At 33.5% G+C, this 24,157-nt stretch carries 23 protein-coding genes and 1 tRNA gene; 13 read left to right on the top strand and 11 right to left on the bottom strand.

Features of this window, described 5'->3' with window-relative positions:
• Positions 1–68 precede the first annotated feature (68 nt).
• The 5 genes from accC (at position 69) to MW871_RS10520 (ending at position 4,083) form a co-directional block, all read left to right on the top strand.
• Positions 69–1,415 carry an acetyl-CoA carboxylase biotin carboxylase subunit gene (gene accC, locus MW871_RS10540; RefSeq protein WP_188049039.1) on the top strand — a complete coding sequence of 449 codons (1,347 nt, stop codon included), beginning with the start codon at positions 69–71 and terminating at the stop codon, positions 1,413–1,415.
• A gap of 263 nt (positions 1,416–1,678) precedes the next feature.
• Positions 1,679–1,975 (top strand): hypothetical protein, encoded by a 297-nt coding sequence (locus MW871_RS10535; RefSeq protein ID WP_188049038.1) that lies wholly within the window; start codon positions 1,679–1,681, stop codon positions 1,973–1,975.
• A 30-nt stretch (positions 1,976–2,005) separates the two neighbouring features.
• Positions 2,006–2,302, top strand: a complete 297-nt coding sequence (locus MW871_RS10530; RefSeq protein ID WP_188049037.1) for a hypothetical protein — start codon at positions 2,006–2,008, stop codon at positions 2,300–2,302.
• Between the two features lie 32 nt (positions 2,303–2,334).
• Entirely contained in the window at positions 2,335–2,625 is a 291-nt protein-coding gene (locus MW871_RS10525) for a hypothetical protein (protein WP_188049036.1), read from the top strand.
• Positions 2,626–2,739: 114 nt separating this feature from the next.
• Complete coding sequence (locus tag MW871_RS10520) at positions 2,740–4,083, top strand: sigma-54-dependent transcriptional regulator (protein WP_248428474.1); 1,344 nt, start codon at positions 2,740–2,742, stop codon at positions 4,081–4,083.
• Here the strand turns inward: MW871_RS10520 and MW871_RS10515 are convergent.
• On the bottom strand, positions 4,076–6,508 hold the full coding sequence (locus tag MW871_RS10515) for an ATP-binding response regulator (RefSeq protein ID WP_248428473.1): 2,433 nt from the start codon (positions 6,506–6,508) through the stop codon (positions 4,076–4,078). The genes MW871_RS10520 and MW871_RS10515 overlap by 8 nt on opposite strands.
• A 112-nt stretch (positions 6,509–6,620) precedes the next feature.
• Positions 6,621–8,522: a S9 family peptidase gene (locus tag MW871_RS10510; protein ID WP_248428472.1), complete on the bottom strand. Its 1,902-nt coding sequence runs from the start codon at positions 8,520–8,522 to the stop codon at positions 6,621–6,623.
• A gap of 189 nt (positions 8,523–8,711) precedes the next feature.
• Between MW871_RS10510 and MW871_RS10505 the strand changes: the two genes are divergently transcribed.
• Both MW871_RS10505 and mtgA read left to right on the top strand, forming a co-directional pair.
• A complete protein-coding gene (locus MW871_RS10505) occupies positions 8,712–9,824 on the top strand; it encodes an NAD(P)/FAD-dependent oxidoreductase (protein ID WP_248428471.1) in 1,113 nt (370 codons plus the stop codon).
• Positions 9,824–10,567 carry a monofunctional biosynthetic peptidoglycan transglycosylase gene (gene mtgA / locus MW871_RS10500; RefSeq protein ID WP_210644823.1) on the top strand — a complete coding sequence of 248 codons (744 nt, stop codon included), beginning with the start codon at positions 9,824–9,826 and terminating at the stop codon, positions 10,565–10,567. The genes MW871_RS10505 and mtgA overlap by 1 nt, the downstream gene beginning before the upstream one ends.
• A 189-nt stretch (positions 10,568–10,756) precedes the next feature.
• Here the strand turns inward: mtgA and MW871_RS10495 are convergent, their stop codons facing one another.
• Positions 10,757–11,932 carry a dicarboxylate/amino acid:cation symporter gene (locus MW871_RS10495; RefSeq protein WP_248428470.1) on the bottom strand — a complete coding sequence of 392 codons (1,176 nt, stop codon included), beginning with the start codon at positions 11,930–11,932 and terminating at the stop codon, positions 10,757–10,759.
• A gap of 322 nt (positions 11,933–12,254) precedes the next feature.
• Here MW871_RS10495 and MW871_RS10490 point away from each other — a divergent pair.
• The 5 genes from MW871_RS10490 (at position 12,255) to MW871_RS10470 (ending at position 14,684) form a co-directional block, all read left to right on the top strand.
• Positions 12,255–12,331, top strand: a tRNA-Ala gene (locus MW871_RS10490).
• 143 nt (positions 12,332–12,474) lie between these two features.
• Entirely contained in the window at positions 12,475–13,242 is a 768-nt protein-coding gene (locus MW871_RS10485) for an enoyl-CoA hydratase/isomerase family protein (protein ID WP_248428469.1), read from the top strand.
• Between the two features lie 3 nt (positions 13,243–13,245).
• Positions 13,246–13,422: a hypothetical protein gene (locus tag MW871_RS10480; protein WP_188049028.1), complete on the top strand. Its 177-nt coding sequence runs from the start codon at positions 13,246–13,248 to the stop codon at positions 13,420–13,422.
• A 34-nt stretch (positions 13,423–13,456) separates the two neighbouring features.
• A complete protein-coding gene (locus MW871_RS10475) occupies positions 13,457–13,921 on the top strand; it encodes a 6-pyruvoyl trahydropterin synthase family protein (protein ID WP_188049027.1) in 465 nt (154 codons plus the stop codon).
• A 4-nt stretch (positions 13,922–13,925) separates the two neighbouring features.
• Positions 13,926–14,684, top strand: coding sequence for a UDP-2,3-diacylglucosamine diphosphatase (locus tag MW871_RS10470; protein WP_248428468.1), 759 nt, complete (start codon positions 13,926–13,928; stop codon positions 14,682–14,684).
• Here MW871_RS10470 and MW871_RS10465 read toward each other — a convergent pair.
• The 7 genes from MW871_RS10465 to MW871_RS10435 all read right to left on the bottom strand — a co-directional run bounded on the left by MW871_RS10465 (position 14,681) and on the right by MW871_RS10435 (position 21,420).
• A complete protein-coding gene (locus tag MW871_RS10465; protein WP_248428467.1) occupies positions 14,681–15,037 on the bottom strand; it encodes a hypothetical protein in 357 nt (118 codons plus the stop codon). The two genes, MW871_RS10470 and MW871_RS10465, sit on opposite strands and share 4 nt — an antisense overlap.
• A 63-nt stretch (positions 15,038–15,100) precedes the next feature.
• On the bottom strand, positions 15,101–16,381 hold the full coding sequence (locus MW871_RS10460) for an MFS transporter (RefSeq protein ID WP_248428466.1): 1,281 nt from the start codon (positions 16,379–16,381) through the stop codon (positions 15,101–15,103).
• The gene (recJ, locus tag MW871_RS10455; protein WP_248428465.1) at positions 16,381–18,069 is read right to left on the bottom strand and encodes a single-stranded-DNA-specific exonuclease RecJ; all 1,689 of its coding nucleotides are present in this window, start codon (positions 18,067–18,069) and stop codon (positions 16,381–16,383) included. Before recJ ends, MW871_RS10460 begins: the two co-directional genes overlap by 1 nt.
• A gap of 72 nt (positions 18,070–18,141) precedes the next feature.
• Positions 18,142–18,486 carry a HopJ type III effector protein gene (locus MW871_RS10450; protein WP_248428464.1) on the bottom strand — a complete coding sequence of 115 codons (345 nt, stop codon included), beginning with the start codon at positions 18,484–18,486 and terminating at the stop codon, positions 18,142–18,144.
• A gap of 11 nt (positions 18,487–18,497) precedes the next feature.
• The gene (locus MW871_RS10445; RefSeq protein ID WP_248428463.1) at positions 18,498–19,550 is read right to left on the bottom strand and encodes a flavin monoamine oxidase family protein; all 1,053 of its coding nucleotides are present in this window, start codon (positions 19,548–19,550) and stop codon (positions 18,498–18,500) included.
• A complete protein-coding gene (gene rsmI / locus MW871_RS10440; RefSeq protein ID WP_188049020.1) occupies positions 19,547–20,266 on the bottom strand; it encodes a 16S rRNA (cytidine(1402)-2'-O)-methyltransferase in 720 nt (239 codons plus the stop codon). Before rsmI ends, MW871_RS10445 begins: the two co-directional genes overlap by 4 nt.
• Positions 20,267–20,340: 74 nt before the next feature.
• Positions 20,341–21,420 carry a hypothetical protein gene (locus tag MW871_RS10435; protein WP_248428462.1) on the bottom strand — a complete coding sequence of 360 codons (1,080 nt, stop codon included), beginning with the start codon at positions 21,418–21,420 and terminating at the stop codon, positions 20,341–20,343.
• 197 nt (positions 21,421–21,617) lie between these two features.
• Here MW871_RS10435 and MW871_RS10430 point away from each other — a divergent pair, with 197 nt between their 5' ends.
• Positions 21,618–22,208, top strand: coding sequence for a thymidine kinase (locus MW871_RS10430; protein WP_188049018.1), 591 nt, complete (start codon positions 21,618–21,620; stop codon positions 22,206–22,208).
• 204 nt (positions 22,209–22,412) lie between these two features.
• Here MW871_RS10430 and rpoN read toward each other — a convergent pair whose 3' ends face one another.
• On the bottom strand, positions 22,413–23,879 hold the full coding sequence (gene rpoN, locus MW871_RS10425) for an RNA polymerase factor sigma-54 (protein WP_210644799.1): 1,467 nt from the start codon (positions 23,877–23,879) through the stop codon (positions 22,413–22,415).
• Positions 23,880–24,157 lie beyond the last annotated feature (278 nt).

Genomic DNA, 24,157 nt, shown 5'->3' with positions numbered 1-24,157 from the left:
ATTCCAAATTTCCAAATTCCAATGTTGGAGGTTTGGAATTTATTATTTGAATTTTAAATTAAAAAAAGATGTTTAAAAAAATATTAATTGCAAATAGAGGCGAGATTGCATTACGTATCATTAGAACTTGCAAGGAAATGGGTATTAAAACAGTAGCTGTTTATTCTACTGCTGATGCTGAAAGTTTACATGTAAAGTTTGCTGACGAAGCAGTTTGTATTGGTCCACCTCCAAGTAATTTATCTTACTTGAAGATGTCAAATATAATTGCGGCTGCTGAAATTACAAATGCTGATGCAATACATCCAGGATACGGTTTTCTATCTGAAAATGCAAAGTTTTCTAAAATTTGTCAAGAACACGGCATCAAATTTATTGGAGCTTCTCCAGAAATGATTGATAGAATGGGAGATAAGGCTTCTGCTAAATCTACTATGATTGAGGCAGGTGTTCCTTGTGTTCCTGGTTCGGTTGGGATTTTAGAATCGTATGAGGAAGCTTTAAAATTATCTAAAGAGTTTGGTTTTCCAGTAATGCTAAAAGCAACTGCTGGAGGTGGTGGAAAAGGGATGCGTGCCGTTTGGAAGGAAGAAGAATTATTAAAAGCTTGGGAAAGTGCTCGTCAAGAGTCTGCTGCAGCTTTTGGTAATGATGGTATGTATTTAGAAAAATTAATTGAAGAGCCTAGACATATAGAAATTCAAGTTGTAGGTGATTCTTACGGTAAAGCCTGTCACCTTTCTGAAAGAGATTGTTCTGTTCAGAGACGTCATCAAAAATTGACGGAGGAAACTCCTTCACCATTTATGACGGATGAATTACGTCAAAAAATGGGTGCAGCGGCTGTAAAAGCAGCAGAATTTATTAAATATGAAGGAGCTGGTACGGTAGAATTTTTGGTAGATAAACACCGTAACTTCTATTTCATGGAGATGAATACGCGTATTCAAGTGGAGCATCCAATTACAGAACAAGTTATAGATTATGACTTGATCCGTGAGCAAATTATGGTTGCGGCTGGAGTTCCAATTACAGGGAAGAATTATTTGCCTAAATTACATGCAATAGAATGCAGAATAAATGCTGAAGATCCCTATAATGATTTCCGTCCTTCTCCAGGAAAAATTACTACACTTCATATGCCAGGAGGTCACGGAGTACGTTTAGATACGCACGTGTATTCAGGATATACTATTCCGCCAAATTATGATTCTATGATTGCCAAGTTGATTACAACAGCCCAAACTCGTGAAGAAGCGATTAGTAAAATGAGAAGAGCATTAGATGAATTCGTAATAGAAGGTATAAAAACTACTATTCCTTTTCATAGACAGTTAATGGATGATCCTCGCTATATCGCAGGTGATTACACAACTGCATTTATGGATACGTTTAAAATGAACGATCCAGAATAAAAAATATATTTTATTTATAAAGACCTTACAGCAATGTAAGGTCTTTTTTTTGATCTTTTTTTAGATGAATGGTTTTGATTTGTGTAAAATTTACCCAAGTTCTTAATCCTTTTACCCAATTTATACATCTTAGTTATAAACTAGGAATTATTAAAATGCTGTATTATAGGTTTTTATGGTGTTGTTGCTTAGCTATTTATATTTGGTATGATTATTCTATTAACCTAAACAATATAACTAGTAAATAATTTAAAACATATATCATGAAAAAATTAATCTTATCAGCAGCAATCGTTTTAGGAAGTTTATCAACTTATGCAGGGAATGTTCAAAACGAGATAGAAATTGTAAAAACAGTAACGATCCAAGAAGAATATAAAGAAGTAAAATTAGAAGAGGTTCCGGTAGCGATCAAAGAAGCATTAAAAGTTGCTTTTCCTGATGCTATTTTAAATAAAGCATTTATTAATGAAAAAAAGGAATACAAATTAGACGTTACAGTTGGTGAAAAAACAGGAAATCTTTTCGCTGATGAAACTGGAAAATGGATTCAAAAATAAACATAGAAATTAATAATTAAAATATATATCATGAAAAAATTAATCTTATCAGCAGCAATCGTTTTAGGAAGTTTATCTACATATGCAGGAACTATTCAAAACAATACAGAAATTGTAAAAACAATAACGATTCAGGAAGAATATAAGGAAGTTAAATTAGAAGAGGTTCCGGTAGCGATCAAAGAAGCATTAAAGGTTGCTTTTCCTGATGCCATTTTAAATAAAGCATTTATTAATGAAAAAAAGGAATACAAATTAGACGTTACAGTTGGTGAAAAAACAGGAAACCTTTTCGCAGATGAAACCGGAAAATGGATTCAAAAATAAACACAGAAAATAATAATTTAAAGATAAATACTATGAAAAAGTTAATCTTATCAGCAGCAATTATTTTAGGAAGTTTGTCAGCTCATGCAATAAATGTTCCTTTAAATGACACTAAAAATCAATCTTCATTAGTTCAAGAAAGATATATTGAAGTAGAAAAAGTTCCAGAAGCAGTGCAAAAAGCATTAGAAGTTGCCCATCCAGGTGCAGTTCTTGGAAAAGCTTATATCAATGAAAAACAAGAATACAAACTAGAAATCACAGTTAAAGACCAGAAAGCTACTGTTTACGCAGATGCTAATGGGAACTGGATAAATAAGTAATTGGAGATTTATTTATTGCAAAGAGAGACTATTTTTATAGTCTCTCTTTTTTTTGCAAAAAATTAGCACAATACAATTTAAATAACTTTATTTTAGCATCAAAAGTGAAACCTAATGGCTAGAATTTTATTGATTGAGGATGATGTGCCTTTTTGCAAATTATTAGAAAAGTTTCTGATAAAAAAATCTTTTGAGATAGTCACGGCTTTTTCAGGATCAGAAGCGAAAATTAAAATAAAAGATACTGATTTTGATCTTATTATGACAGATTTGAGACTTCCTGATTATGACGGAATTCAGCTTATGGCTGAGATTAAAACTATTAATCCCAATGTTCCTATTTTACTTATGACTGGCTATTCAGATGTGAGCACGGCAGTCAAAGCGATCAAAAATGGTGCAACAGATTATATTTCTAAACCATTTAATCCCGAAGAAGTACTTTTGGTTATTACAAATGCGCTTGCTCAGGAAGCAATTGTTATTGAAGATTCAACTATAGTTTCAAAAACCGTTAAAAAAACAACTGTACAAAAGGGAAGTAGTTTTATACAAGGAATATCCGCTGCATCATTAAAGCTAGCTGAATATATTAAACTAGTTAGCCCAACAAATATGTCGGTGCTTGTTATTGGTGAAAGCGGAACCGGTAAAGAGGTAATTGCAAAAAGTATTCATGAAAATAGTGCTAGAAAAAACAGCAATTTTATAGCAGTCGATTGTGGTTCGATTCCTAAAGAATTGGCAGCAAGTGAGTTTTTTGGTCATGTAAAAGGATCATTTACTGGGGCTATTCAAGATAAAATTGGTTTTTTTGAAGCGGCAAATGGCGGGACTATTTTTTTAGATGAGATTGGTAATTTATCTTATGAAAATCAAATTCAGCTTTTGAGAGCTTTACAAGAACGCAAAATAAAACCGGTTGGTAGTAATAAAGAAATAGCTGTAGATATTAGAATCATTACTGCTACAAATGAAGATTTGCGAGAAGCAGTCAAGAATGGCGATTTTAGAGAAGATTTGTATCATAGAATAAATGAATTTTCGATTCATTCTCCTTCTCTTCTAGAACGAAGTGAGGATTTAATGTTGTTTTCCGATTTTTTCCTTGAAAAATCTAATCAGGAATTAAACAAAAATGTAATTGGTTTTTCTGAAGAAGTCATGTCAATTTTTCAAAATTACAGATGGCCTGGAAATTTAAGAGAACTTCAAAACTGTATCAAAAGAGCAACCTTACTATCTCCGGGTGATTTTATCGAAAAAGAGGCGCTTCCTGTTGAATTTTTTCAGCAAGAGAAAATTGAAACAACTGATTTTTCTTTATCAGAAAATGAAAGAGAAGCGATAGTAGAAGCCTTAAATCGAACCAATCACAATAAAACTGAAGCTGCTAAGCTGTTGAAAATTAATAGAAAAACATTGTATAATAAATTAAAGCTCTACGGAATCAATTAGTTTTATCTTTTTGTATTAGTTTAAAAAGAACTTCAATTTTACTTTTTAAAGTGCTAATTTTTCTTTTTAATTCAGGTAGGTTTTCGTCTTTTAATTCTAATTCATCTAAAATTGCACTAATCTCAAAAGCTTTAATTTGCTTAAACATCGGATTCATTTTGTGCGCTATGTTTTTAATTTCTTGAAAATTAACAGCCAGTATTGCTTCCTCTAATAAAAATAAATTTTCCTTAGCGTCAATCATAAAAGATTGTAAAATTTCTTCTAAAGCATTTTTATCATCTGATAGAAATGCTTTTAATGCCTTTAATGAATACCCTTTATTGTGGTTTTTAGAGGAGTTTGTAGTGGCAAATTCTTTCGGAATCACCGTATTATTTAGGATTGCTTTTATAGTAGTAAGTATGGTTTTTGGGGTGTACGGTTTGCGAATAACAGTCGTGAATCCTGCTTGTTTATAATAATCTAAATCTAAATCGCCTCTTCCTGTAACTGCAAAAACAGGTTGGTTTTCATATTCTGTGTAAGACTTATTCTGTAGTTCTTTTAAAAATGAAAAACCATCCATCACTGGCATTTGAATATCTGTAATTATAAAATCGAATGCATTTTTTTCTATCCACAAAAGTGCCTCTGTGGCTTTATCGAAAGGGAATATTATAAAATCATTCTGTCTCAAAACTTCTGTGGTTAATTGCAACAAGCTTTGATCATCATCAATAATAACGGCTCTATATTGTGTTTTATCAATAGAGGAAAGGTTTTCTTCTATAGCGGTATTGTCAAACACTAAAGGAAGTTGGATTGTAAAAGTACTTCCTTTGCCTATTTCGCTTTCTAAACTTAAAGCTCCACCTAATATAGCAGCCATTTTTTTAGAAATAGTAAGTCCTAATCCTGTTCCGCCATATTTTTTTTCTATTTTTTCATCCGCTTGAGTAAACTCTTCAAAAACTAATTGTTGACTCTTTTCATCTATTCCAATTCCAGAATCTTTAATTGATAGGGTTAATGTTTGAGTCTCTAAATTTACTTTTCCATCAATTTTAATAAATCCTTTTTCAGTAAATTTAAACGCATTTCCGATAATGTTGGAGAGTATTTGTCTTAGTCGAAACGGATCTCCAATAATTTTTTGCTGTAATTTTTCGTCAATCGTGATACTTAAATCAATGGGTTTTTGTGAATAAACAGCTTGAATGCTGCTCGCTACCTCATTTATTACATCTGCTAAAGAAAAAGGAACGGTGTCAATAGTAATTTTGCCTGCTTCAATTTGTGTAAAATCTAATAAGTCTTGAACAAGTTTTGAGATATAACTAGAAGATCCTTTTATGTTCTTAGTAAAATGCTGTTGTTTTGTGTTTAATTCGGAATTTCCTAGCAATTCTGTATAGCCTATAATCGTACTTAAAGGTGTTTTTAAATCATGACTTACCGTCGATATAAGTTGCTCTCTACTAGTCAGTAGTTTTTTAGCTTTTAGATTAGCCATTTCTAATTGCGTTTTATAAGACTGCGTTTTAGAAAAATCGCTTATGATTAAAATTAGGAAGAATAAGGTCAATAATAAACCAATTGCGGCAGCAGTAGTCACTATCTGATTGGTTTTTTTTAATGATTTTTCACGTGCTAAGTAACTTGAAGTAGTGTTTAAGATAATTTCTCGTTCTATTATACCAAATACTTTACGCAGTTGGTCCGAGATGAGAATTTCGTTCTGGATCAGTTTAGTTTCTTCTGAGTTTAAGCGTTTTTTCTTGTTGGCAGTTTCTTTTTTCACTTCATTTAGCAACATTTTCGACACGCTTACAATAGAGTCTGACTCTTTTTTTGTTAGCGTATTGGTACTGTCATCAGGGATGTTTTGATTGAGATAATCAACGTATTTTTTGAGAACGTTACGCTCGTAATTTGCCATAGATGCAGGAGATTTTACAAAATCTTCCATTTGTAATTTTCGCATCGAGGACTGAATTTTGGTTAAATCAGTTATGGCATTGCTTACTGCATTTTCATCTTCACTTTTGCTCTTTATCGTTTTTAACTCTTGTATGTTTTTTATTTTTCTGGTCAATAATAATTGTACACTGTCTAATAGTGTTTTCTGGTATTCCGTAGAGACGGTCGTCTTTAGAGAATCAATATCTGTTTGGAGAGTCTTAGTTTTTAAGACATATTTATCAAAATCCTTATTTGATTCTGATTGAATGGCAATTCGGGCTAAGCTTTCCGTTTTGTATAAGTCAGACAAGATGGTGCTGACTTTTAACAGAGAACTATTTTTGTTGCTAAATCTTTTTTCATTTTTAGAAAAATTTTGGTTTTCCGTGTACAGAAACCAACCTACACTTCCAAAAAGAAGTACCAATAGCAGGTAGCTAATAAAAACTTTTAGCGGAATGTAACTTTTTTTGTTCTCCATTTTTCAAAGATAAAAATTTGAATAAGCATTCAAGTTAAGATATTCAAAATATTTATGACAATAAAAAACCCCACTGAAAAGTGAGGTTTTATTTATTTAAAAAAAGTTGGTATTACAAAGTTTCTTGAAGCCATTTGTAAAATTCTTTTTGCCAAACTTGAGCATTTTGAGGTTTTAATACCCAGTGATTTTCCTCAGGGAAATACAAAAATCTACTTTTTATTCCTCGCAATTGTGCTGCTTGAAAAGCTTCTTGAGATTGTCCAATTGCTACTCGGAAATCTTTTCCTCCTTGTATGATTAAGATTGGAGTGTTCCACTTATCTACATGATTAATCGGGTTGAATTCGTTGTAAGCTTTTTGAGCAATAGCATTGTCTTTTTCCCAATACGCTCCGCCAAAATCCCAATTATTAAAGAATACTTCTTCGGTAGTTCCAAACATACTTTGTGTGTTAAAAACCCCATCATGAGCAATAAATGTTTTAAAACGATTGTTGTGAATTCCAGCTAAATAAAAAGCAGAATAACCACCATAACTAGCACCAACACATCCAAGACGATTGGCATCTACATATTTTTCTTTGGCAACATCATCAATTGCAGCTAGATAGTCTTGCATAACTTGTCCGCCCCAGTCTTTACTAATTTGCTCATTCCACTCGACACCATGACCTTGCATTCCGCGACGATTTGGCGCCACAACTATATATCCGTTTGCGGCCATCAACTGAAAATTCCAACGGAAAGAATAGCTTTGTGTTAAGGGAGACTGTGGTCCACCTTGACAATATAAAAGTGTAGGATATTTTTTGGTAGCATCAAAATTAGGAGGAAGGATAACCCAAACTAACATTTTTTTACCATCAGTTGTAGTCACATATCTCCTTTCGGTTTTGCTTAACGCCAAAGAATTGTAAGTACTCGTGTTGACATTAGATAATTGTTTCCAGTTTTTTTTCTTTAAATCATAATAAAAAATTTCTGCAGCATGATTCATATCTGTTCTAGTTACAATCACGTTATCACCAGAAAAACCAACTATTGCATTCACATCAAAATCACCATTAGTAATTTGGCGAACTGTGATTGCAATTTTTGTTACACCAGGAAAGTTAACCTCAAATAATTGTTTTGTTCCGTCGATTGGCGCTACAAAATAGATTTTGCTTCCGTCTTTACTCCACATAAAACTATCTACTGTACCGTCCCAATTGGCAGTTAGATTCATTTTCATGCCTTTAAAACTAACAATTAAATCATTTTTGTCCGCTTCATAACCATCTCTTTTCATTTGCAACCAAGTCAAATTTCCAGTAGGTGAGAATTGTGGCGCCATATCATAACCTAGATTTCCCTCGGTTCTGTTTGTCGTTTTTCCAGTTTCTAAGTTGTACTCATATATGTCGGTATTGGTAGAAGTTGCATACTGCGTTCCCGCTTTTTTCTTTGATACATAAAGAATGTTTTTGCTGTCTGGAGACCAAATGTAGTCTTCGTCGCCACCAAATGGTTTTTGTGGACTATTGAAATTTTCCCCTTTTAGAAGATCAATTCCAATGGCACCTTCCTTATTCTCTTTGTAAAAAACATGATTAAATGTTCCGTCGTTCCAAGTATCCCAATGACGATAATCTAATCCGTCATATATTTGAGCATTTGAATTTTGTAAATCGGGATAAAAATCTTTTCCGTGAACTTTGTCTATTTTTACTTCTTCGTTATAAACAATATTTTTTCCGTCTGGAGAAATGTTTTTATCTTTTAGAAGTGTTTTTGTTTCCTTTACTTCAGTTGGACTTCCTCCGTTTATTGGTAAAGTGTACATTTTAGTTTCTGATTTGTTTTCAGCAACAGAGGGGAAAGTGACTTGATAAACAATGTTTTTACCATCGTTTGAAAGTCCTAAAGGATTTACCCTTCCTAGTTTCCAAAGTAATTCCGGCGTCATTACGTTTTGCGCCACTGCGTTTAAACTCATCATTATTAAGGGAATTAATAGTAATTTTTTCATTTTATTAGTTGTTTTATTTCGAACCATAAAAATAGCCAATTTATTTTGATCTTTCTCGCTTTATAATAATGCTTTTTAGCCCCGATACTAGTGTAAATCCTTTGTTTTTTGTTTGAAAAAAAAACAAAGATTGCAACGGATAGAGGGATTAGCTCCTGAAAATTATTATTTTTATAAAAATATTTAGGCATGGATTTGAGTTATTGGGAGTTGAAAAACTGGTTTACAAACGTTGATTATACAGTTGTTGGCAGTGGAATTGTGGGCTTACATGCTGCGTTGCGCTTGCGCGAAAGATTTCCAGAGAGAAAAATATTAGTTTTAGAAAAAGGAGTTTTGCCACAAGGAGCGAGCACCAAAAATGCTGGTTTTGCCTGTTTTGGTAGTATTTCTGAAATTATTGATGATTTAGAGACGCATTCGGAGCAAGAGGTAATTGATCTTATTAAAAAACGTTGGGTTGGTCTACAATTGTTAAGAAAAAGACTCGGCGACACTGCTTTGGATTTTAAATCCTATGGAGGCTATGAGCTTTTTTTAAAAGAAGCGGAGTCTACTTATGCAGAATGTATTGAAAAGCTCCCTTTTATTAATGGTGTTTTAAAACCGCTTTTTAAGGTAGCTGTTTTTGCTAAAGAAGAGGATCGTTTTGGATTTGCGGGTATTCAGCAACATTTAGTTTTTAATCCTTTTGAAGCACAGATTGATACTGGTAATATGATGCAGGCCTTATTGAAAAAAGCAGTTTCAGCAAATATTTTGATTTTAAATCAACAAACAGTAACAGGATATTTAGATAAAGGAAATGAGGTAGAGGTTGCTTTGGGAGACTTTTCTTTTAGAACCCAGAAATTATTGTTTGCGACAAATGGTTTTGCTAATGCGCTAACCAATGCCGCAGTAATTCCTGCTAGAGCGCAAGTTTTAATAACGGAACCTATTGCAGATTTAGTTATAAAAGGTACTTTTCATTTGGATAAAGGATATTATTATTTTAGAAATATTGGTAATCGTATTTTACTTGGTGGCGGAAGAAACTTAGATTTTGAGGCAGAAAACACTACTACATTTGGACATACAGAAATTGTGCAAAAAAAATTGGAACAGTTATTAAAAGAAGTAATTTTGCCGAACCAAAAATTTAAAATCGCCCATCGCTGGAGTGGTATAATGGGTATAGGTGCACGCAAGAATCCTATTGTTTCTCAATTATCAGATAACGTATATTGCGGAGTACGATTAGGAGGAATGGGAGTGGCAATAGGAAGTTTAGTAGGAACAGAATTAGCAGATTTAATATAATGGCAACAAAAACAACGTCTAAAAAAACAAAACAACCCGTCAAAAAAAAGGAAGATACTTCGTTTACAAGTAAAATTTCTCGTTTTTTATTTAAAGCACTTTTATGGTTTTTTGGTATTTCCCTGTTTTTCGTGGTACTTTATAAGTTTGTTCCCGTTCCGTTTACACCATTAATGGTTATTCGCGCAATAGAAAATAAAACGGCAGGAAATGAAGTTTATTTTAGTCATGATTGGGAACCACTTAAGAATATCTCAGATAATCTTCAAAAAGCGGTTATCGCTAGTGAAGACGGAACTTTTTTGAAGCATAATGGTTTTGATTTTGGTGCCATGCATAAAGCATATAAAAGTAACGAAAGAGGTCGCAGAATAAAAGGAGGAAGCACCATATCGCAACAAACCGCTAAAAATGTTTTTTTATGGCAAGGACGTAGTTATCTCCGTAAAGGGTTAGAAGCTTATTTTACGGTTTTAATAGAAATTATTTGGGGTAAAGAACGCATTATGGAGGTATATTTAAATAGTATCGAAATGGGTGATGGTGTTTATGGAGCTCAAGCTGCAGCAGAACATTGGTATCGAAAAGATGCCGCTAATCTAACTCCAATTCAAGCGGCTGGAATCGCTGCTATTTTGCCAAATCCTAGAAAGTTTAAGGCTACGAGTTCCTCTTCTTATATTAATAATAGAAAAACTAAGATTGTTCGCATTATGAGACAAGTTGGAACAGTTAAATATTAGTATCTAGAAAAGAATCAATGAAAAAATTGTAGTAAGAATAAAATAAAGTATTGTTGTACAATTGTAGTATTCTATTTTTTCTAGTGCCTCTTTTAAACAAATAAAACCCCATTATTGGGGTTTTATTTGTTTAATCTATTGTGTTTTGGTTAGAATTCTATTAGTAATCAGTATTGTTTTTTAAATAATTTAAGCTACTAATTTTTCTTTAGTAATTCTATCTACAATTAGCGCAATTGCTCCATCTCCAGTAACATTACAGGCGGTACCAAAACTATCCATTGCAATATATAGTGCGATCATTAAACCAATCATCTCTTCGCTGAAACCCAACATCGATTGTAATATTCCAACAGCAGCCATAATTGCTCCTCCAGGAACTCCAGGCGCAGCAACCATAGCGATTCCTAACATAAATATAAAACCGGCAAAGAGAGCGAAGTCAAACGGCATTCCCTGCAAAATCATTAGTGCTATCGCACAAGCTGTGATTTTCATTGTACTTCCAGACAAATGTATGGTTGCGCATAAAGGAATGACAAACCCTGCTATTTTTTCAGAAACTCCATTTTTTATTGTTTGCTCTAATGTAACAGGAATAGTAGCTGCAGAGGATTGTGTTCCTAGTGCTGTGAAATATGCAGGCAACATTGTTAGTAATAATTTGAAAGGATTCTTTTTTGTTACTACCCCAGCAATGGTGAATTGTAGCAGTAATAAGACAATGTGTAATGCAAAAATAACACCGATGATATTGAGAAAAACGGAGAGAATTGAGAATACTTTTCCGCTAAAGGACATGCTTGCAAATATGCCTAATATAAATAAGGGTAATAAAGGAACAATTACATTTTCTATTAGCTGCATGATGATTTTTTCGAAATCCTTTACGACTAATTTTAAGCTTGACTTCTCTTGATAGGAAAGTCCTAATCCTATTACAAAGGCAAAAACTAAAGCCGTCATCACATCTAAAGCAGGTGGAATTGAAATTGTAAAGTAAGGAGTTAATTCTAATGTTGAATTTCCGATTACAGCAACATTATTGACATGAGAATCTAAAAGTTGTGGAAAAAAATCAGATACAACAAAATAAGTCATAAAACCAGAAAATAAAGTTGAGCCATAAGCAATAGCAGCAGTAAGTAAAAGCAGTTTGCCAGCACCTTTTCCTAAATCTGAGATGGAAGGCATTATCAATCCCATTATAATTAATGGAATAGCAAAATTTAAAAACTGTCCAAAAAAAGCATTAAAAGTGGTGAAAATTCTATTTACAGATTCCGGAAGATAGAGACCAAAAACTATTCCCAACACAATGGCAATAAAAACTTTAAACAATAGATTAGAGAATAAATTTTTCATACTATAGATAGATTTGTAAAACTATAAAAGTCTTATGCGGTTTATTTTTTAAGTTTGCGAATATACTGCCAATGTTGCGAATTTGCCACTTAAGTATCCATTTTCTTCAAGGAGTACTATTATAAATGCGCACTTAAAGCTGATTTTTAAATTTTTAATATTTAGAATAAATCAATTATTTCTGTTAAAAGCTAATTTATTGTTTGTTACTTTAATAGTTATAATTAATTTATGCATAGAAAATTATTTAGTATTAATATACTTTAGCTTTTAAAATATTTTTTAGTTTTAATCTAATATTATACTATATTTGTGGGAAATTGGGGGATTAGCTCATTTGGCTAGAGTGCTTGCCTGGCAGGCAAGAGGTGATCGGTTCGAATCCGATATTCTCCACCACCAAGAGAATGAAAGGCTTTGCAGTTTTGCAGAGCCTTTTTTATTTTGTGTTTTAGAAGCCTTGTTTTGTACTGTTTTAAATTCTTCCCAAATACACATATTCCTCTTGATAATTGTATTTTTACATTCAAAAAAAAATTGATATGTCGTCACAAAGTCCTATTGGTTCTCTTAATACAACCATCGAAAATAAAATAGCAACCATCACATTTGGTCATCCTTCGAGTAATTCTTTTCCTAGAGAATTGCTAGATAGGCTTACGTCTGAATTTAATAATTTAAGTAATAATTCTTTAGTTTCCGTTATAGTTTTACAAAGTGAGGGTACAGGTGCTTTTTGCGCAGGAGCTTCTTTTGACGAACTTTTAGCAGTTTCTAATGAAGCAGAAGGAACTCAGTTTTTTTCTGGATTTGCTCATTTAATCAATGCTATGCGATCGTGTTCTAAACTTATAATTGGGCGCATCCATGGTAAAGCAGTTGGTGGAGGTGTTGGTATAGCTTGCGCTTGCGACTATACTATGGCTACAAATAATGCTTCTATAAAACTTTCTGAGTTGGCAATAGGAATTGGTCCATTTGTTATAGAACCTGCTGTTTCTAGAAAAATAGGTAAAAATGCCATGTCCGAAATGACTTTGGCAGCACAAGACTGGAAATCGGCTCAATGGGCTTTTAGCAAAGGATTGTATGCAGTGATTTTTGAAACTGATTTAGAGCTTGACGCTGCAGTTGTTGATTTTAGTTCAAAATTATCAAGCTATAATCCTGATGCATTACTAGAAATGAAAAAAGTTTTGTGGGAAGGAACTCAACATTGGTCAACACTTCTTATAGAACGTGCTGCAATTTCGGGTAGATTAGTTCTTTCTGATTTTACTATAAAAGCGTTACTACAATTCAAAAAATAACTCATGATCACAATTCTAACACTTGTTCAAAAAGTAAACATAGAAGAAAAGTTAAAAAATGCCACAGACAACGGCTATCAAATAGGGGTTGTTATAGGTTCTCTTATTCCTTTTGTGGTTTTAGTTTTGTTAGCCTATTGGATGTATACGAGTGCAAAAAAAAGAGACAAAGAACTTTAATTATTCACTAAATTTGCATTAAAATAAAAGTCTGATGAGCAATATAAGAATTACCAAACAATTTAGTTTTGAGACCGGACATGCGTTATATGGCTATGACGGGAAATGTAAAAATGTTCACGGGCATAGTTACAAGCTATCTGTTACTGTAATAGGATCTCCAATTACCGATCGTTCTAATGTTAAATTTGGAATGGTCATTGACTTTACCGATTTGAAAAAAATTGTGAAAGAAGAAATTGTAGATCAATTTGATCATGCAACTGTTTTTAACGGAACAACGCCACACGTAGAATTAGCTAACGAATTAATTACTCGTGGTCATCATGTTATTTTGGTCGATTACCAACCAACGAGCGAGAATATGGTTGTTGATTTTTCAAAAAGAATCATCAATAGATTGCCAGATGGAATAGCTCTTTTTTCCTTAAAATTGCAAGAAACAGATTCTTCTTTTGCTGAATGGTATGCTTCTGATAATGTGAAATCTACACTATAAATTCATGCAATTAACTCCAAATAAAAAAATATATTTTGCTTCAGATCAACACTTTGGTGCGCCAACTCCAGAATTGAGTTTTCCTCGAGAACAAAAATTTGTAGCTTGGCTTGACGAAGTAAAACGAGACGCAGAAGCTATTTTTATTTTGGGAGATTTGTTCGATTTTTGGTTTGAATATAAAACGGTTGTTCCCAAAGGATTTATTCGTGTTTTGGGAAAACTAGCCGAAATTAGAGACAGTGGAATTGCTATATACTTCTTCGTTGGGAATCATGATTTATGGATGGAGGATTATTTTCAAAAAGAATTGAATATCCCTGTTTTTCATGACAATCAAGAATATACGTTTGGAAATAAAACATTCCTAATCGGTCATGGTGACGGAAAAGGTCCAGGAGATTTAGGATATAAACGCATGAAAAAGGTATTTACAAATCCTTTTTTTAAATGGCTTTTTCGTTGGGTTCATCCCGATATTGGTGTTCGTTTAGCGCAATATCTATCGGTTAAAAATAAGTTAATTTCTGGCGATGAAGACGTAACTTTTCTAGGCGAAGAGAACGAATGGCTTATTTTGTATTCAAAGCGAAAATTAGAAACCAAACATTATAATTACCTTGTTTTTGGTCATCGTCATTTACCGATGAAACTTTCGGTAGGCGAAAATGCTGAATATGTTAATCTTGGTGACTGGATTAGCTATTTTACCTACGGTGTTTTTGATGGTGAGAATTTTGAAATCAAAAAATACGATAACTAATTCATTCCTACGCCATACAAATAATCATCAAGATTTATTTTAAATATAGTACCTTCAACAAGATCTTTAAGCTTGTCTAATTCTTGCATAGTAACTGCTAAGTCAATTTGTGAAAAAGGTGTTTTCAATAAAAATTTGTAGCATTTGCTTTTTAGTTCGCAATCTGCACATTCGCTATTTACATTATAGCTTTCTATAATACATTCTTTAAATTGTTCGATTTCTAATTTATTACAGTAGAATCCCATTTCTTTAAAGACCAATTGCACTTTATCAACGATGACTTTGTTTTCTTTTCTCCAGTAGAAAGAAGTTCCAAAATCATTTATATAAATCTGTTTTATCGTTTGCATTTCAAAAAATATTTGAAGCAAATATAAGTATTATTTATAATTATTCTAAATAAAAAACAACTATTATCCGTTTTCGTGTTCCTCTAAATCTTTTCTTAAATCTAGTTTTCTAAAGGTTGGTGATATTATTCCAGTAGTCAAAACGACTATAAGAGTCATGGTTCCGCCAAAAACAACCGCAGTTACAGTTCCCATTAATCGCGCTGTTAATCCACTTTCGAATGCACCTAATTCGTTTGAAGAGCCTACGAACATAGAGTTTACTGCTGAAACTCGGCCACGCATGTGATCTGGAGTTTTTAGTTGCAAAATGGTTTGACGTATCACTACTGAGATTCCATCGAAAACACCACTAAAGAATAATGCGATTAGTGAAACCCAGAAAATAGTAGAAAGTCCAAAAACAATAATACAGATTCCAAAAGCAAATATGGCGGCTAGCAGTTTTAGTCCTGCATTTTTACTCAATGGAACATAAGCTGTAATAATCATCGTTAAAAAAGCACCAACTGCAGGAGCAGCTCTTAGAAAACCGAAACCTTCAGGGCCTACTTTTAAAATATCTTGGGCAAAAATGGGTAATAAAGCAATAGCGCCACCAAACAGAACGGCAACCATATCTAATGTAATGGCTCCTAATACTGTTTTGTTATTGAATACAAATTTGATTCCTTCGGATAAACTCTGCATTACAGGTTCTCCAATTTTAGGATTCAGAATAGGTTTTTTCTTTATTTGAGATAAAGCCAATAATGCAAAAAGAGAACAAGCAAAAACAGTGCACATCGACCAATGTACACCAATAAGCGTGATCGAGAATCCCGCTAGCGCTGGCCCAGCAACTGAGGCAATTTGCCATACAGAACTACTCCAAGTTGCTGCATTAGGATATACTTTTTTGGGAACTATTAGGGAAAGCAAAGAAAAGATAGTTGGTCCTAGAAAGGCTCTCACTAGTCCGCCTAAAAAAACTAAGAAATAAATAGAATATAAAATAGATTGTGTAGAAATATCGCCAATTACGACTGGCCAAGTAAGCAAAAACAAACCAAAACTGATGACTGAAAAAGCGAGAATACATTTTACAAGTAGTCCTTTTTTCTCTTTTTGATCTACAACATGTCCGGCAAATAAAGCTAAGGAAATAGCTGGAATTACTTCCATTAATCCTATAATTCCTAACGAAAGAGGGTCTTTGGTAATGCTGTACACTTGCCATTCTATGATAATGAATTGCATCGACCAAGCAAATACCATAGCGAAACGCAGGAGTAAAAAAGTATTGAATTCTTTAAAACGTAAGGCGGCGTAAGGATCTTTTTTTTGCTTTATTTCTGTGCTCATTACTTAATACTTTTTAATCTTAATTGAACTGATGTTTTTCCGTTCCATTCGTTTTCGTCAATATTGTAGGCAACTTGAAAAGGTTTTTGGTTTGTTGTCAAATCAAATTTATCTCCTAAACCAAAACCAATTGCTGCGATTCCTTCGCTTCCATTTTGTTTCAAAAAAAGACGTAAATGCTCCTCGTCTTGTCCCATTGGTTTTCCGTATCCAGTGTCTTTAACATCTTTCGTTAAAAAAGTTGGAGTCATATTCTTGGGTCCAAAAGGTTCGAATTGTTTTAAAATTCGGATTAATTTTGGAGTAATATCACAGAAATCAATTTCGGCATCAATAGAAATTTCTGGAACCAGCATATCAGGATGAATGGTTTTTTCAACCTCTCTTTCAAATGCTTCTTTAAATAACAGATAGTTCTCTTCTTTTAAAGTCATTCCGGCAGCATACATGTGTCCGCCAAATTGTTCTAAATGTTCTGAGCAAGCTTCGAGTGCATTATACACATCAAATCCTTTTACAGATCGAGCAGATGCAGCATATTTATCGCCACTTTTTGTGAAAACCAAAGTAGGACGATAATGCGTTTCAATTAATCGAGAAGCGACAATTCCGATTACTCCTTTGTGCCAATCTTCCTGAAAAACTACTGATGTAAAACGCTCTTTTTCATTGTTTTCTTCAATTTGTTTTAGTGCCTCTTTAGTGATTAATTTATCTAAATCCTTGCGTTCCGAGTTGTAAGCTTCAATTTCAGAAGCGAATTGCTGTGCTTGTTCAAAATCAAATTCCGTTAATAATTCTACGGCATGATTTCCGTGTTTGATGCGACCGGCAGCATTTATTCGCGGTGCAATAATAAAAACCACATCGGTTATATCTAAAACTTTCTTTTTTATTTGATGCACCAAAGCCTTAATTCCAGGTCTCGGATTGCTATTGATTACTTGTAATCCAAAATGGGCTAAAACTCGATTTTCACCAGTCATAGGAACAATGTCGGCGGCAATGGCAGCGGCAACTAAATCTAAGTAAGGAACTAAATCTTCTATGGTTTGACTTCTGTTGTTTCCTAAAGCCTGAATCAGTTTAAAACCAATTCCGCAACCGCATAATTCGTCATACGGATAGTTGCAATCCTCTCTTTTTGGATCGAGAACTGCAATCGCATCAGGCAATGTTTCTCCTGGACGGTGGTGATCACAAATGATGAAATCGATGTTTCGTTCTTTTGCGTAAGCAACATGATCAATCGATTTTATACCACAGTCTAGAGCGATGATTAGTGAAAATCCATTGTCATCGGCATAGTCAATTCCCATAAAGGAAACGCCATAGCCTTCCTGATAACGGTCCGGAATATAAGTAGCTACTTCAGGATAATAGCTTTTTAGATAAGAAGAAACAAGCGAAACTGCCGTAGTACCATCTACATCATAATCGCCAAAAACAAGAATACGCTCTTGATTCTGAATTGCTTTTTCAATTCTCTCGACCGCTTTTTCCATATCTTTCATTAAATAGGGATCGTGCAAATGCTCTAGAGAAGGACGAAAAAAAACCTTAGCCTCTTCAAAATTTTCAATACCTCGCTGAATTAATAATTGCGCTACAAAATCTTCCACATTTAAGGCCTGCGCCAGATGCTTGATTTTATCTTCGGAAGGTTTAGGTTGAATTGTCCAACGCATGTAATTTTTGATTGAGGATTATCGATTTCTGATTTTAGATTTGTATTCTGAAAATCAAAATTCTTAAATAGTTTACTTCAATTTTAAAGGACTGCCATAAAATGCAATTCCTTCCCAACCGGTTTTCATGAAATTACGGATGTTTTGGTGATTGTTCCCATCAGGATTTTTTAAAACTTCGTCATAGTAATATGCGCCAAAACAAAATAATGTGTCTGACTGAGATAAGTTTTGTAATTCTGCAAAAGCAAATAATTTGCAAGAACCAGTATTTTCCTCCGCCGTATTGTGTAATACTCCATTTTCGAATGCTGTTGGCTCGAAGGTGTAGTTTTCTTCTATTACTGCAATCGTTTCGGTAAAAGCAATCGATTCTGGATTTTTATTTAATTTTTCTAAAAAAGAAGCTATATTCATCTTGTAGTGTATTAAAATTGAGTAGCTATATTTCTAGCAGCAACGATTGCTCCTTCCATATAGCCTGGATTTTGGGAGGCAGTTTCTGAACCAGAAACATATAACTTATCGTTCCAGAGTGGTTTGTTATAGTCGGAATTTCCATTATTTTCATGTCCCAAAACGAGTTGTTCATAAGGAAAGAAAGTGAGTGGTTCTTCCCGCCATACTTTTTCGTGATAGGCAACATAATTTGCAGCTTCTTTACCAAAGACTTTTGTCAATTGAAGTATTACTTTTTCTTCTCGTTGCTCTTTAGTGAGTGTATAAGTGCCGCCATTTAGAAATCCTTTGAGCGCGAATCCTTTATTGTCATTGTTGCTGTGATCATACATTTCTTGAATGATACTGGCTTGACTGAAAAGTGTGCCTGAATAATTATTTTCTTTCCAAAATGGATTGGCATATTCAACCGCAAATTTTATCGATTCGCCCATCCAAGTATGTGTTTTTTTGGCTAATCGCTGAATTTTTTCTGGCAAATGAGGTTCGAATTGTATAGTTTGAACTAACAAATGCGGAGGCAAAGTACTGATAATCTTTGTTGCTGTGTGTTTAATTCCGTTAGAATCTGTAATTTCTATATAATTTTCAATTTCTTTTACAGCCGTTACTTTAGATTTGGTTTTAATATTTTCTAAGCCAACTTTAGTAATTAATTTTTCAATTAATTTGGCTGTTCCACCCACTATTCTAAAGGAAGGTTCTTCGGCATCCGAAATTTCAAATCTTTGTGGAGGAACAAACGACATCGTTTCAAAAAAGGAGATACCTTTAGTATGTTGCTTAAAATAAGGTATTTCGAATTCCTCTAATAATGCAATAAGATTTTGATGTGGTTTACTGAACCAAGTGGCTCCCATTTCCATTGTTGCTCCGCTAGAACCCTTAAGAGTTTCTATACGTCCACCAATGCGTTTGTCTGCTTCTAAAATAGTTATATTATAGCCTTTTTTTTGAAGCAAATAGGCAATCATTACACCCGATAATCCAGCACCAATTATTATAATTTTCTCTTTATTCATATTTCTTCATCTGGTGAAAATTTAGATTTTTTAGCTTCTTTAACGATGGTTTTCCCGGCAACCACTACTACAATTTCTCCTCTTGGAGGCGTTTTTTCAAAATGGGCCAAAACTTCTTTTGCTGTACCTCTTCGGTTTTCTTCGTGTAATTTTGATAGTTCTCTAGAAACACAAATTTGGCGATCCTCACCAAAGTAAGTAACAAATTCAGCTAGTGTTTTTACTAATTTATGAGGGGAAACATAGAGAATCATCGTTCTAGTTTCTTCAGCTAATTCTAAGTAACGAGTTTGGCGTCCTTTCTTTTCGGGTAAAAAACCTTCGAAAATAAATTTATCATTCGGCAAGCCACTATTTACTAATGCAGGTACAAAAGCAGTGGCGCCGGGCAAACATTCTACAGTGATTCCGTTTTCTACACAGGCACGAGTCAGTAAAAACCCAGGATCTGATATCGCTGGAGTTCCAGCATCAGAAATTAATGCAATTGTTTCTCCTGCTTTTAATCTAGAAATTAAATTCTCAACTGTTTTATGTTCATTATGCATGTGATGGCTGTGCATGTGTGTGCCAATTTCAAAATGCTTCAGTAACTTTCCGCTCGTACGCGTATCTTCTGCAAGGATCAAATCGACTTCTTTAAGAATTCGAATCGCTCGAAAAGTCATGTCTTCGAGATTGCCGATAGGCGTAGGAACGATATATAATTTTGACATAGTTAGATAATTAATTACAAATTTCAGTTCTTCTAAATTTGTTAAAATTCCTTTTCATTGAATTTAATAATAAATTACAAGAATTTTTTCTCAATAATATCCATAAAACGGTCTTCATATTCTTGTTTTCCGTCCCAATTGTTGTAATCTGGTTTTACCATTTCCTGAACAAAATCTCTTGTTTCGTAAAAGGTATTAAAGGTGATTAATTGGCTTAAAACGCGATTATAATCCTCGCTGCTATTTCCAAAAAGATGTTTTATAAAAGCCAATCTATCGTTTAAATCGATATTTATTCCTTTGGATAACTTATCATTAAGAGAGACTGTTTTTGGTTCTGATTGCTCAGCTACTTCAGCTTCAATAATATTGGTTTTTAAACCGGCTGTTTTTTTATCTTCAGCGGGTATTGGTGTTTCAATCACAGCAGCCGCGTTTTGTACTTGATCTTTTTTTACAAATAAGGTATCATGATAATTTCCTCCTAATAGTTCTTCAAATGATATTTGTACAACATCTGATTTCTTTGGTGTTTCTAGTTCTGTTTCGACTTCTTCAACAGGTGATATTTCGAAAGCAGGAACAAAAGGAGTATTTTCCGATTCTGTGATTATCGGTGCTGCATTTTCTTGTGTAATTTCTGTTTTAGTTTCTTCTTCAGTTTCTTCAACGGCTTCGTTAATAGTTTCTTCTTCTGTAGTTTCAAAAGTATTTTCTTCTGATTCTTCTGTGATATTTTCAGTTTCCTCTATTGCTTCAATTGAAGGTAATTCTTCTGTTGGATTTTCACTAGATAAAGAAGTTTTTTCCTCTTGCTTTTCTAATACAACTTCATTATTTTCTTGAATAGCGTTTTCTTCTTCCTTTTCTATTTCAACTTCAGCGTTTTCTTCAATAGGATTTTCTTCTATTGCATGGATCGACTCTGATTCTAAACTGGGATTTTCAAAAATAGATTCGATTTCTTTTGAAATCTCTGAATATCCAATGGTGGGTTTTGCTTCGCTAAAATGATCTTCTACAAATCTTAGAACAGCCAATTTTTCGTATAATTTCTGTGTTTCTAAATATAATTGATTGATGTCAGATTTATTTTTTAACTGTAATACTCTGTGCGCAATGCTGATGAGATCAGCTTCCAATTTTTTTTTCATAACTTTGAAATTGTAGTGTGTTAGGCGGGTCTTTTCGATATATTCCTTCCGGAGTTTTATTTTAGCTAGTGGAAGAAGCGACCTTTTAATAAAAATGTCATACTTTTGAAACGACGTAAAAGTATAAAATTTTTAAGTCGATTTCTCTATTACAAAGTAATAAAAACTATTCATTTTTTAAGTCAGAAAAATACAAAATGTTTCTCGAAAATACAGTAAATCATAAAGAGCAGTTCGGCTGGATTGAAGTCATTTGCGGATCTATGTTTTCGGGTAAAACCGAAGAATTGATTCGTCGTCTCAAAAGAGCACAATTTGCTAAACAAAAAGTTGAAATTTTTAAACCTGCTATTGACACCCGCTATGACGAAGAAATGGTCGTTTCGCATGATGCTAATGAAATTCGCTCTACACCAGTTCCTGCTGCTGCAAATATTGCTATTTTAGCGCAAGGTTGCGATGTAGTTGGTATTGATGAAGCTCAGTTTTTTGATGACGAAATCGTGAAAATTTGCAACGATTTGGCTAATCAAGGAATCCGTGTTATTGTAGCTGGTTTAGACATGGATTTTAAAGGCAACCCTTTTGGTCCAATGCCTGCGCTTATGGCAACTGCCGAATATGTAACTAAAGTTCATGCCGTATGTACGCGCACCGGAAATTTAGCCAATTATAGTTTTCGTAAAACGGATAATGATAAATTGGTAATGCTTGGTGAAACCGAAGAATACGAACCGCTAAGTCGTGCAGCTTATTATCATGCCATGCGAAAAGATCAAGAGAAGTAAAACTCAACCAAGAAGTGCGAAGCGGAACTAGATTGAAATATAAAAGTGGATAAAATAAAAAACCCTTTCAGAATTTTAAATTCTGAAAGGGTTTTTTATTTTATAGAAACATTATTTTTTTGAATTGCTTTAGAGAAAAACGGCACAATAAATATATAATAAGTATTATTTTATTTGTCAACACTAAATCTCAAATAGGCAATCTTACATTTTCTTTCTCATTCTCGCTACAGGAATATCGAGTTGTTCTCTATATTTTGCAATGGTTCTTCTGGCAATAGGATACCCTTTTTCTTTTAGGATTTCAGCCAATTGATCATCCGGAAGAGGTTTTTTCTTATCTTCTTCCTCAATCGTATTTTGAAGAATCTTCTTGATTTCTAAGGTAGATACATCTTCACCCTGATCATTTTTCATCGCTTCAGAGAAAAATTCTTTGATTAATTTCGTTCCATAAGGCGTTTCTACATATTTGCTGTTGGCCACACGTGAAATTGTCGAAATATCAAGACCTACCATATCAGCGATGTCCTTTAAAATCATCGGTTTCAATTTGGTTTCATCACCATCTAAGAAAAATTCTTCTTGATAATGCATAATTGCATTCATCGTAACAAAAAGTGTTTCCTGACGTTGGCGTATCGCATCAATAAACCATTTGGCCGAGTCTAATTTTTGTTTGATAAACTGAACCGCATCTTTTTGCTGTGCTGATTTATCGCGAGAATCCTTATAGGTCTGCATCATTTCCTGGTAATCTTTAGAAACGTGTAGGGAAGGAGCATTTCTACCATTTAAAGTTAATTCTAATTCGCCATCGACAATTCTAATAGCGAAATCAGGGACAACATTTTCGGTAATTTTATTGTTTCCAGTAAATGCGCCACCTGGTTTTGGATTTAGTTTTTCTATTTCATGAACCGCTTTTTTAAGTTGCTCGTTCGAAACGCTATATTTTTGAATTAACTTATCGTAATGTTTCTTAGTAAAGGCATCAAACTGATTCTCGATGATATCAGTGGCAAGTTCTACATATTCCGTTGGCGTTTTATGTTTTAATTGCAACAATAAACATTCTTGTAAATCGCGCGCTCCAACACCCGAAGGTTCTAGTTCATGAATGACTTGCATCATTTTTTCGACCATCTTCTCATCAGTGTAAATACCTTGCGTAAATGCCATATCATCTACCATATCAGGTACACTGCGACGAATGTATCCCATATCGTCAATACTTCCCACTAAAAATTCTGCAATTTCACGTTCTTCATCATTTAATATGAAAGTGTTCAATTGATTAATTAAATCTTGGTGAAAACTTACTGGCGCTGCAAATGGCGTTTCACGATCTTCATCGTCGTCACTATAATTATTGGCTTGCGTTTTATAATCTGGAGTTTCGTCGTTACTTAGATATTCGTCGATGTTAATGTCTTCTGCATCGATTCGCTCTGATTCGGCGTCATCATAATCATCGTAATCTTCGTTTTCAAACTCGTCATTTTCAAACTCATCTTCTTCTTTTCCAGCTTCAAGAGCGGGATTTTCGTTCATTTCTTCTAACAAACGTTGTTCAAAAGCTTGCGTAGGCAATTGAATTAGCTTCATCAACTGAATTTGTTGAGGAGATAATTTCTGTGATAATTTTAAATTTAAGAATTGCTTTAGCATAATAAGGCACTAATTTATTTGTTTTTTGCCACTAAGACGCAAAGGCGCAAAGTTTTTATTTAATTTTTCTATTTATAAAGGCACTAATTTGTTTGTTTTTTTGCCACTAAGACGCAAAGGCGCAAAGTTTTTATTTAATTTTTCTATTTATAAAGGCACTAATTTGTTTGTTTTTTTTGCCACTAAGACGCAAAGGCGCAAAGTTTTTATCTAATTTTTCTATTTATAAAGGCAATAATTTGTTTGTTTTTTTGGCCACTAAGGCGAAAAGTTTTATT

The organism is Flavobacterium pygoscelis (genome assembly GCF_023162025.1).
Lineage (GTDB): Bacteria > Bacteroidota > Bacteroidia > Flavobacteriales > Flavobacteriaceae > Flavobacterium > Flavobacterium pygoscelis.
Note: the sequence above shows the minus strand (reverse complement) of the source record. Positions and strands in the feature narration are given on the sequence as shown.

What these genes read in the sequence shown, in the direction of transcription:
- MW871_RS10535 (WP_188049038.1), top strand. Translation starts at nt 1,679, where the DNA reads ATGAAAAAATTAATCTTATCAGCAGCAATCGTTTTAGGAAGTTTATCA.
- accC (WP_188049039.1), top strand. Translation starts at nt 69, where the DNA reads ATGTTTAAAAAAATATTAATTGCAAATAGAGGCGAGATTGCATTACGT.
- MW871_RS10505 (WP_248428471.1), top strand. Translation starts at nt 8,712, where the DNA reads ATGGATTTGAGTTATTGGGAGTTGAAAAACTGGTTTACAAACGTTGAT.
- MW871_RS10515 (WP_248428473.1), bottom strand. Translation starts at nt 6,508, where the DNA reads ATGGAGAACAAAAAAAGTTACATTCCGCTAAAAGTTTTTATTAGCTAC.
- rpoN (WP_210644799.1), bottom strand. Translation starts at nt 23,879, where the DNA reads ATGCTAAAGCAATTCTTAAATTTAAAATTATCACAGAAATTATCTCCT.
- MW871_RS10435 (WP_248428462.1), bottom strand. Translation starts at nt 21,420, where the DNA reads ATGAAAAAAAAATTGGAAGCTGATCTCATCAGCATTGCGCACAGAGTA.
- MW871_RS10465 (WP_248428467.1), bottom strand. Translation starts at nt 15,037, where the DNA reads ATGCAAACGATAAAACAGATTTATATAAATGATTTTGGAACTTCTTTC.
- recJ (WP_248428465.1), bottom strand. Translation starts at nt 18,069, where the DNA reads ATGCGTTGGACAATTCAACCTAAACCTTCCGAAGATAAAATCAAGCAT.
- MW871_RS10445 (WP_248428463.1), bottom strand. Translation starts at nt 19,550, where the DNA reads ATGAATAAAGAGAAAATTATAATAATTGGTGCTGGATTATCGGGTGTA.
- rsmI (WP_188049020.1), bottom strand. Translation starts at nt 20,266, where the DNA reads ATGTCAAAATTATATATCGTTCCTACGCCTATCGGCAATCTCGAAGAC.
- MW871_RS10520 (WP_248428474.1), top strand. Translation starts at nt 2,740, where the DNA reads ATGGCTAGAATTTTATTGATTGAGGATGATGTGCCTTTTTGCAAATTA.
- MW871_RS10510 (WP_248428472.1), bottom strand. Translation starts at nt 8,522, where the DNA reads ATGAAAAAATTACTATTAATTCCCTTAATAATGATGAGTTTAAACGCA.
- mtgA (WP_210644823.1), top strand. Translation starts at nt 9,824, where the DNA reads ATGGCAACAAAAACAACGTCTAAAAAAACAAAACAACCCGTCAAAAAA.
- MW871_RS10480 (WP_188049028.1), top strand. Translation starts at nt 13,246, where the DNA reads ATGATCACAATTCTAACACTTGTTCAAAAAGTAAACATAGAAGAAAAG.
- MW871_RS10530 (WP_188049037.1), top strand. Translation starts at nt 2,006, where the DNA reads ATGAAAAAATTAATCTTATCAGCAGCAATCGTTTTAGGAAGTTTATCT.
- MW871_RS10450 (WP_248428464.1), bottom strand. Translation starts at nt 18,486, where the DNA reads ATGAATATAGCTTCTTTTTTAGAAAAATTAAATAAAAATCCAGAATCG.
- MW871_RS10525 (WP_188049036.1), top strand. Translation starts at nt 2,335, where the DNA reads ATGAAAAAGTTAATCTTATCAGCAGCAATTATTTTAGGAAGTTTGTCA.
- MW871_RS10430 (WP_188049018.1), top strand. Translation starts at nt 21,618, where the DNA reads ATGTTTCTCGAAAATACAGTAAATCATAAAGAGCAGTTCGGCTGGATT.
- MW871_RS10475 (WP_188049027.1), top strand. Translation starts at nt 13,457, where the DNA reads ATGAGCAATATAAGAATTACCAAACAATTTAGTTTTGAGACCGGACAT.
- MW871_RS10495 (WP_248428470.1), bottom strand. Translation starts at nt 11,932, where the DNA reads ATGAAAAATTTATTCTCTAATCTATTGTTTAAAGTTTTTATTGCCATT.
- MW871_RS10460 (WP_248428466.1), bottom strand. Translation starts at nt 16,381, where the DNA reads ATGAGCACAGAAATAAAGCAAAAAAAAGATCCTTACGCCGCCTTACGT.
- MW871_RS10485 (WP_248428469.1), top strand. Translation starts at nt 12,475, where the DNA reads ATGTCGTCACAAAGTCCTATTGGTTCTCTTAATACAACCATCGAAAAT.
- MW871_RS10470 (WP_248428468.1), top strand. Translation starts at nt 13,926, where the DNA reads ATGCAATTAACTCCAAATAAAAAAATATATTTTGCTTCAGATCAACAC.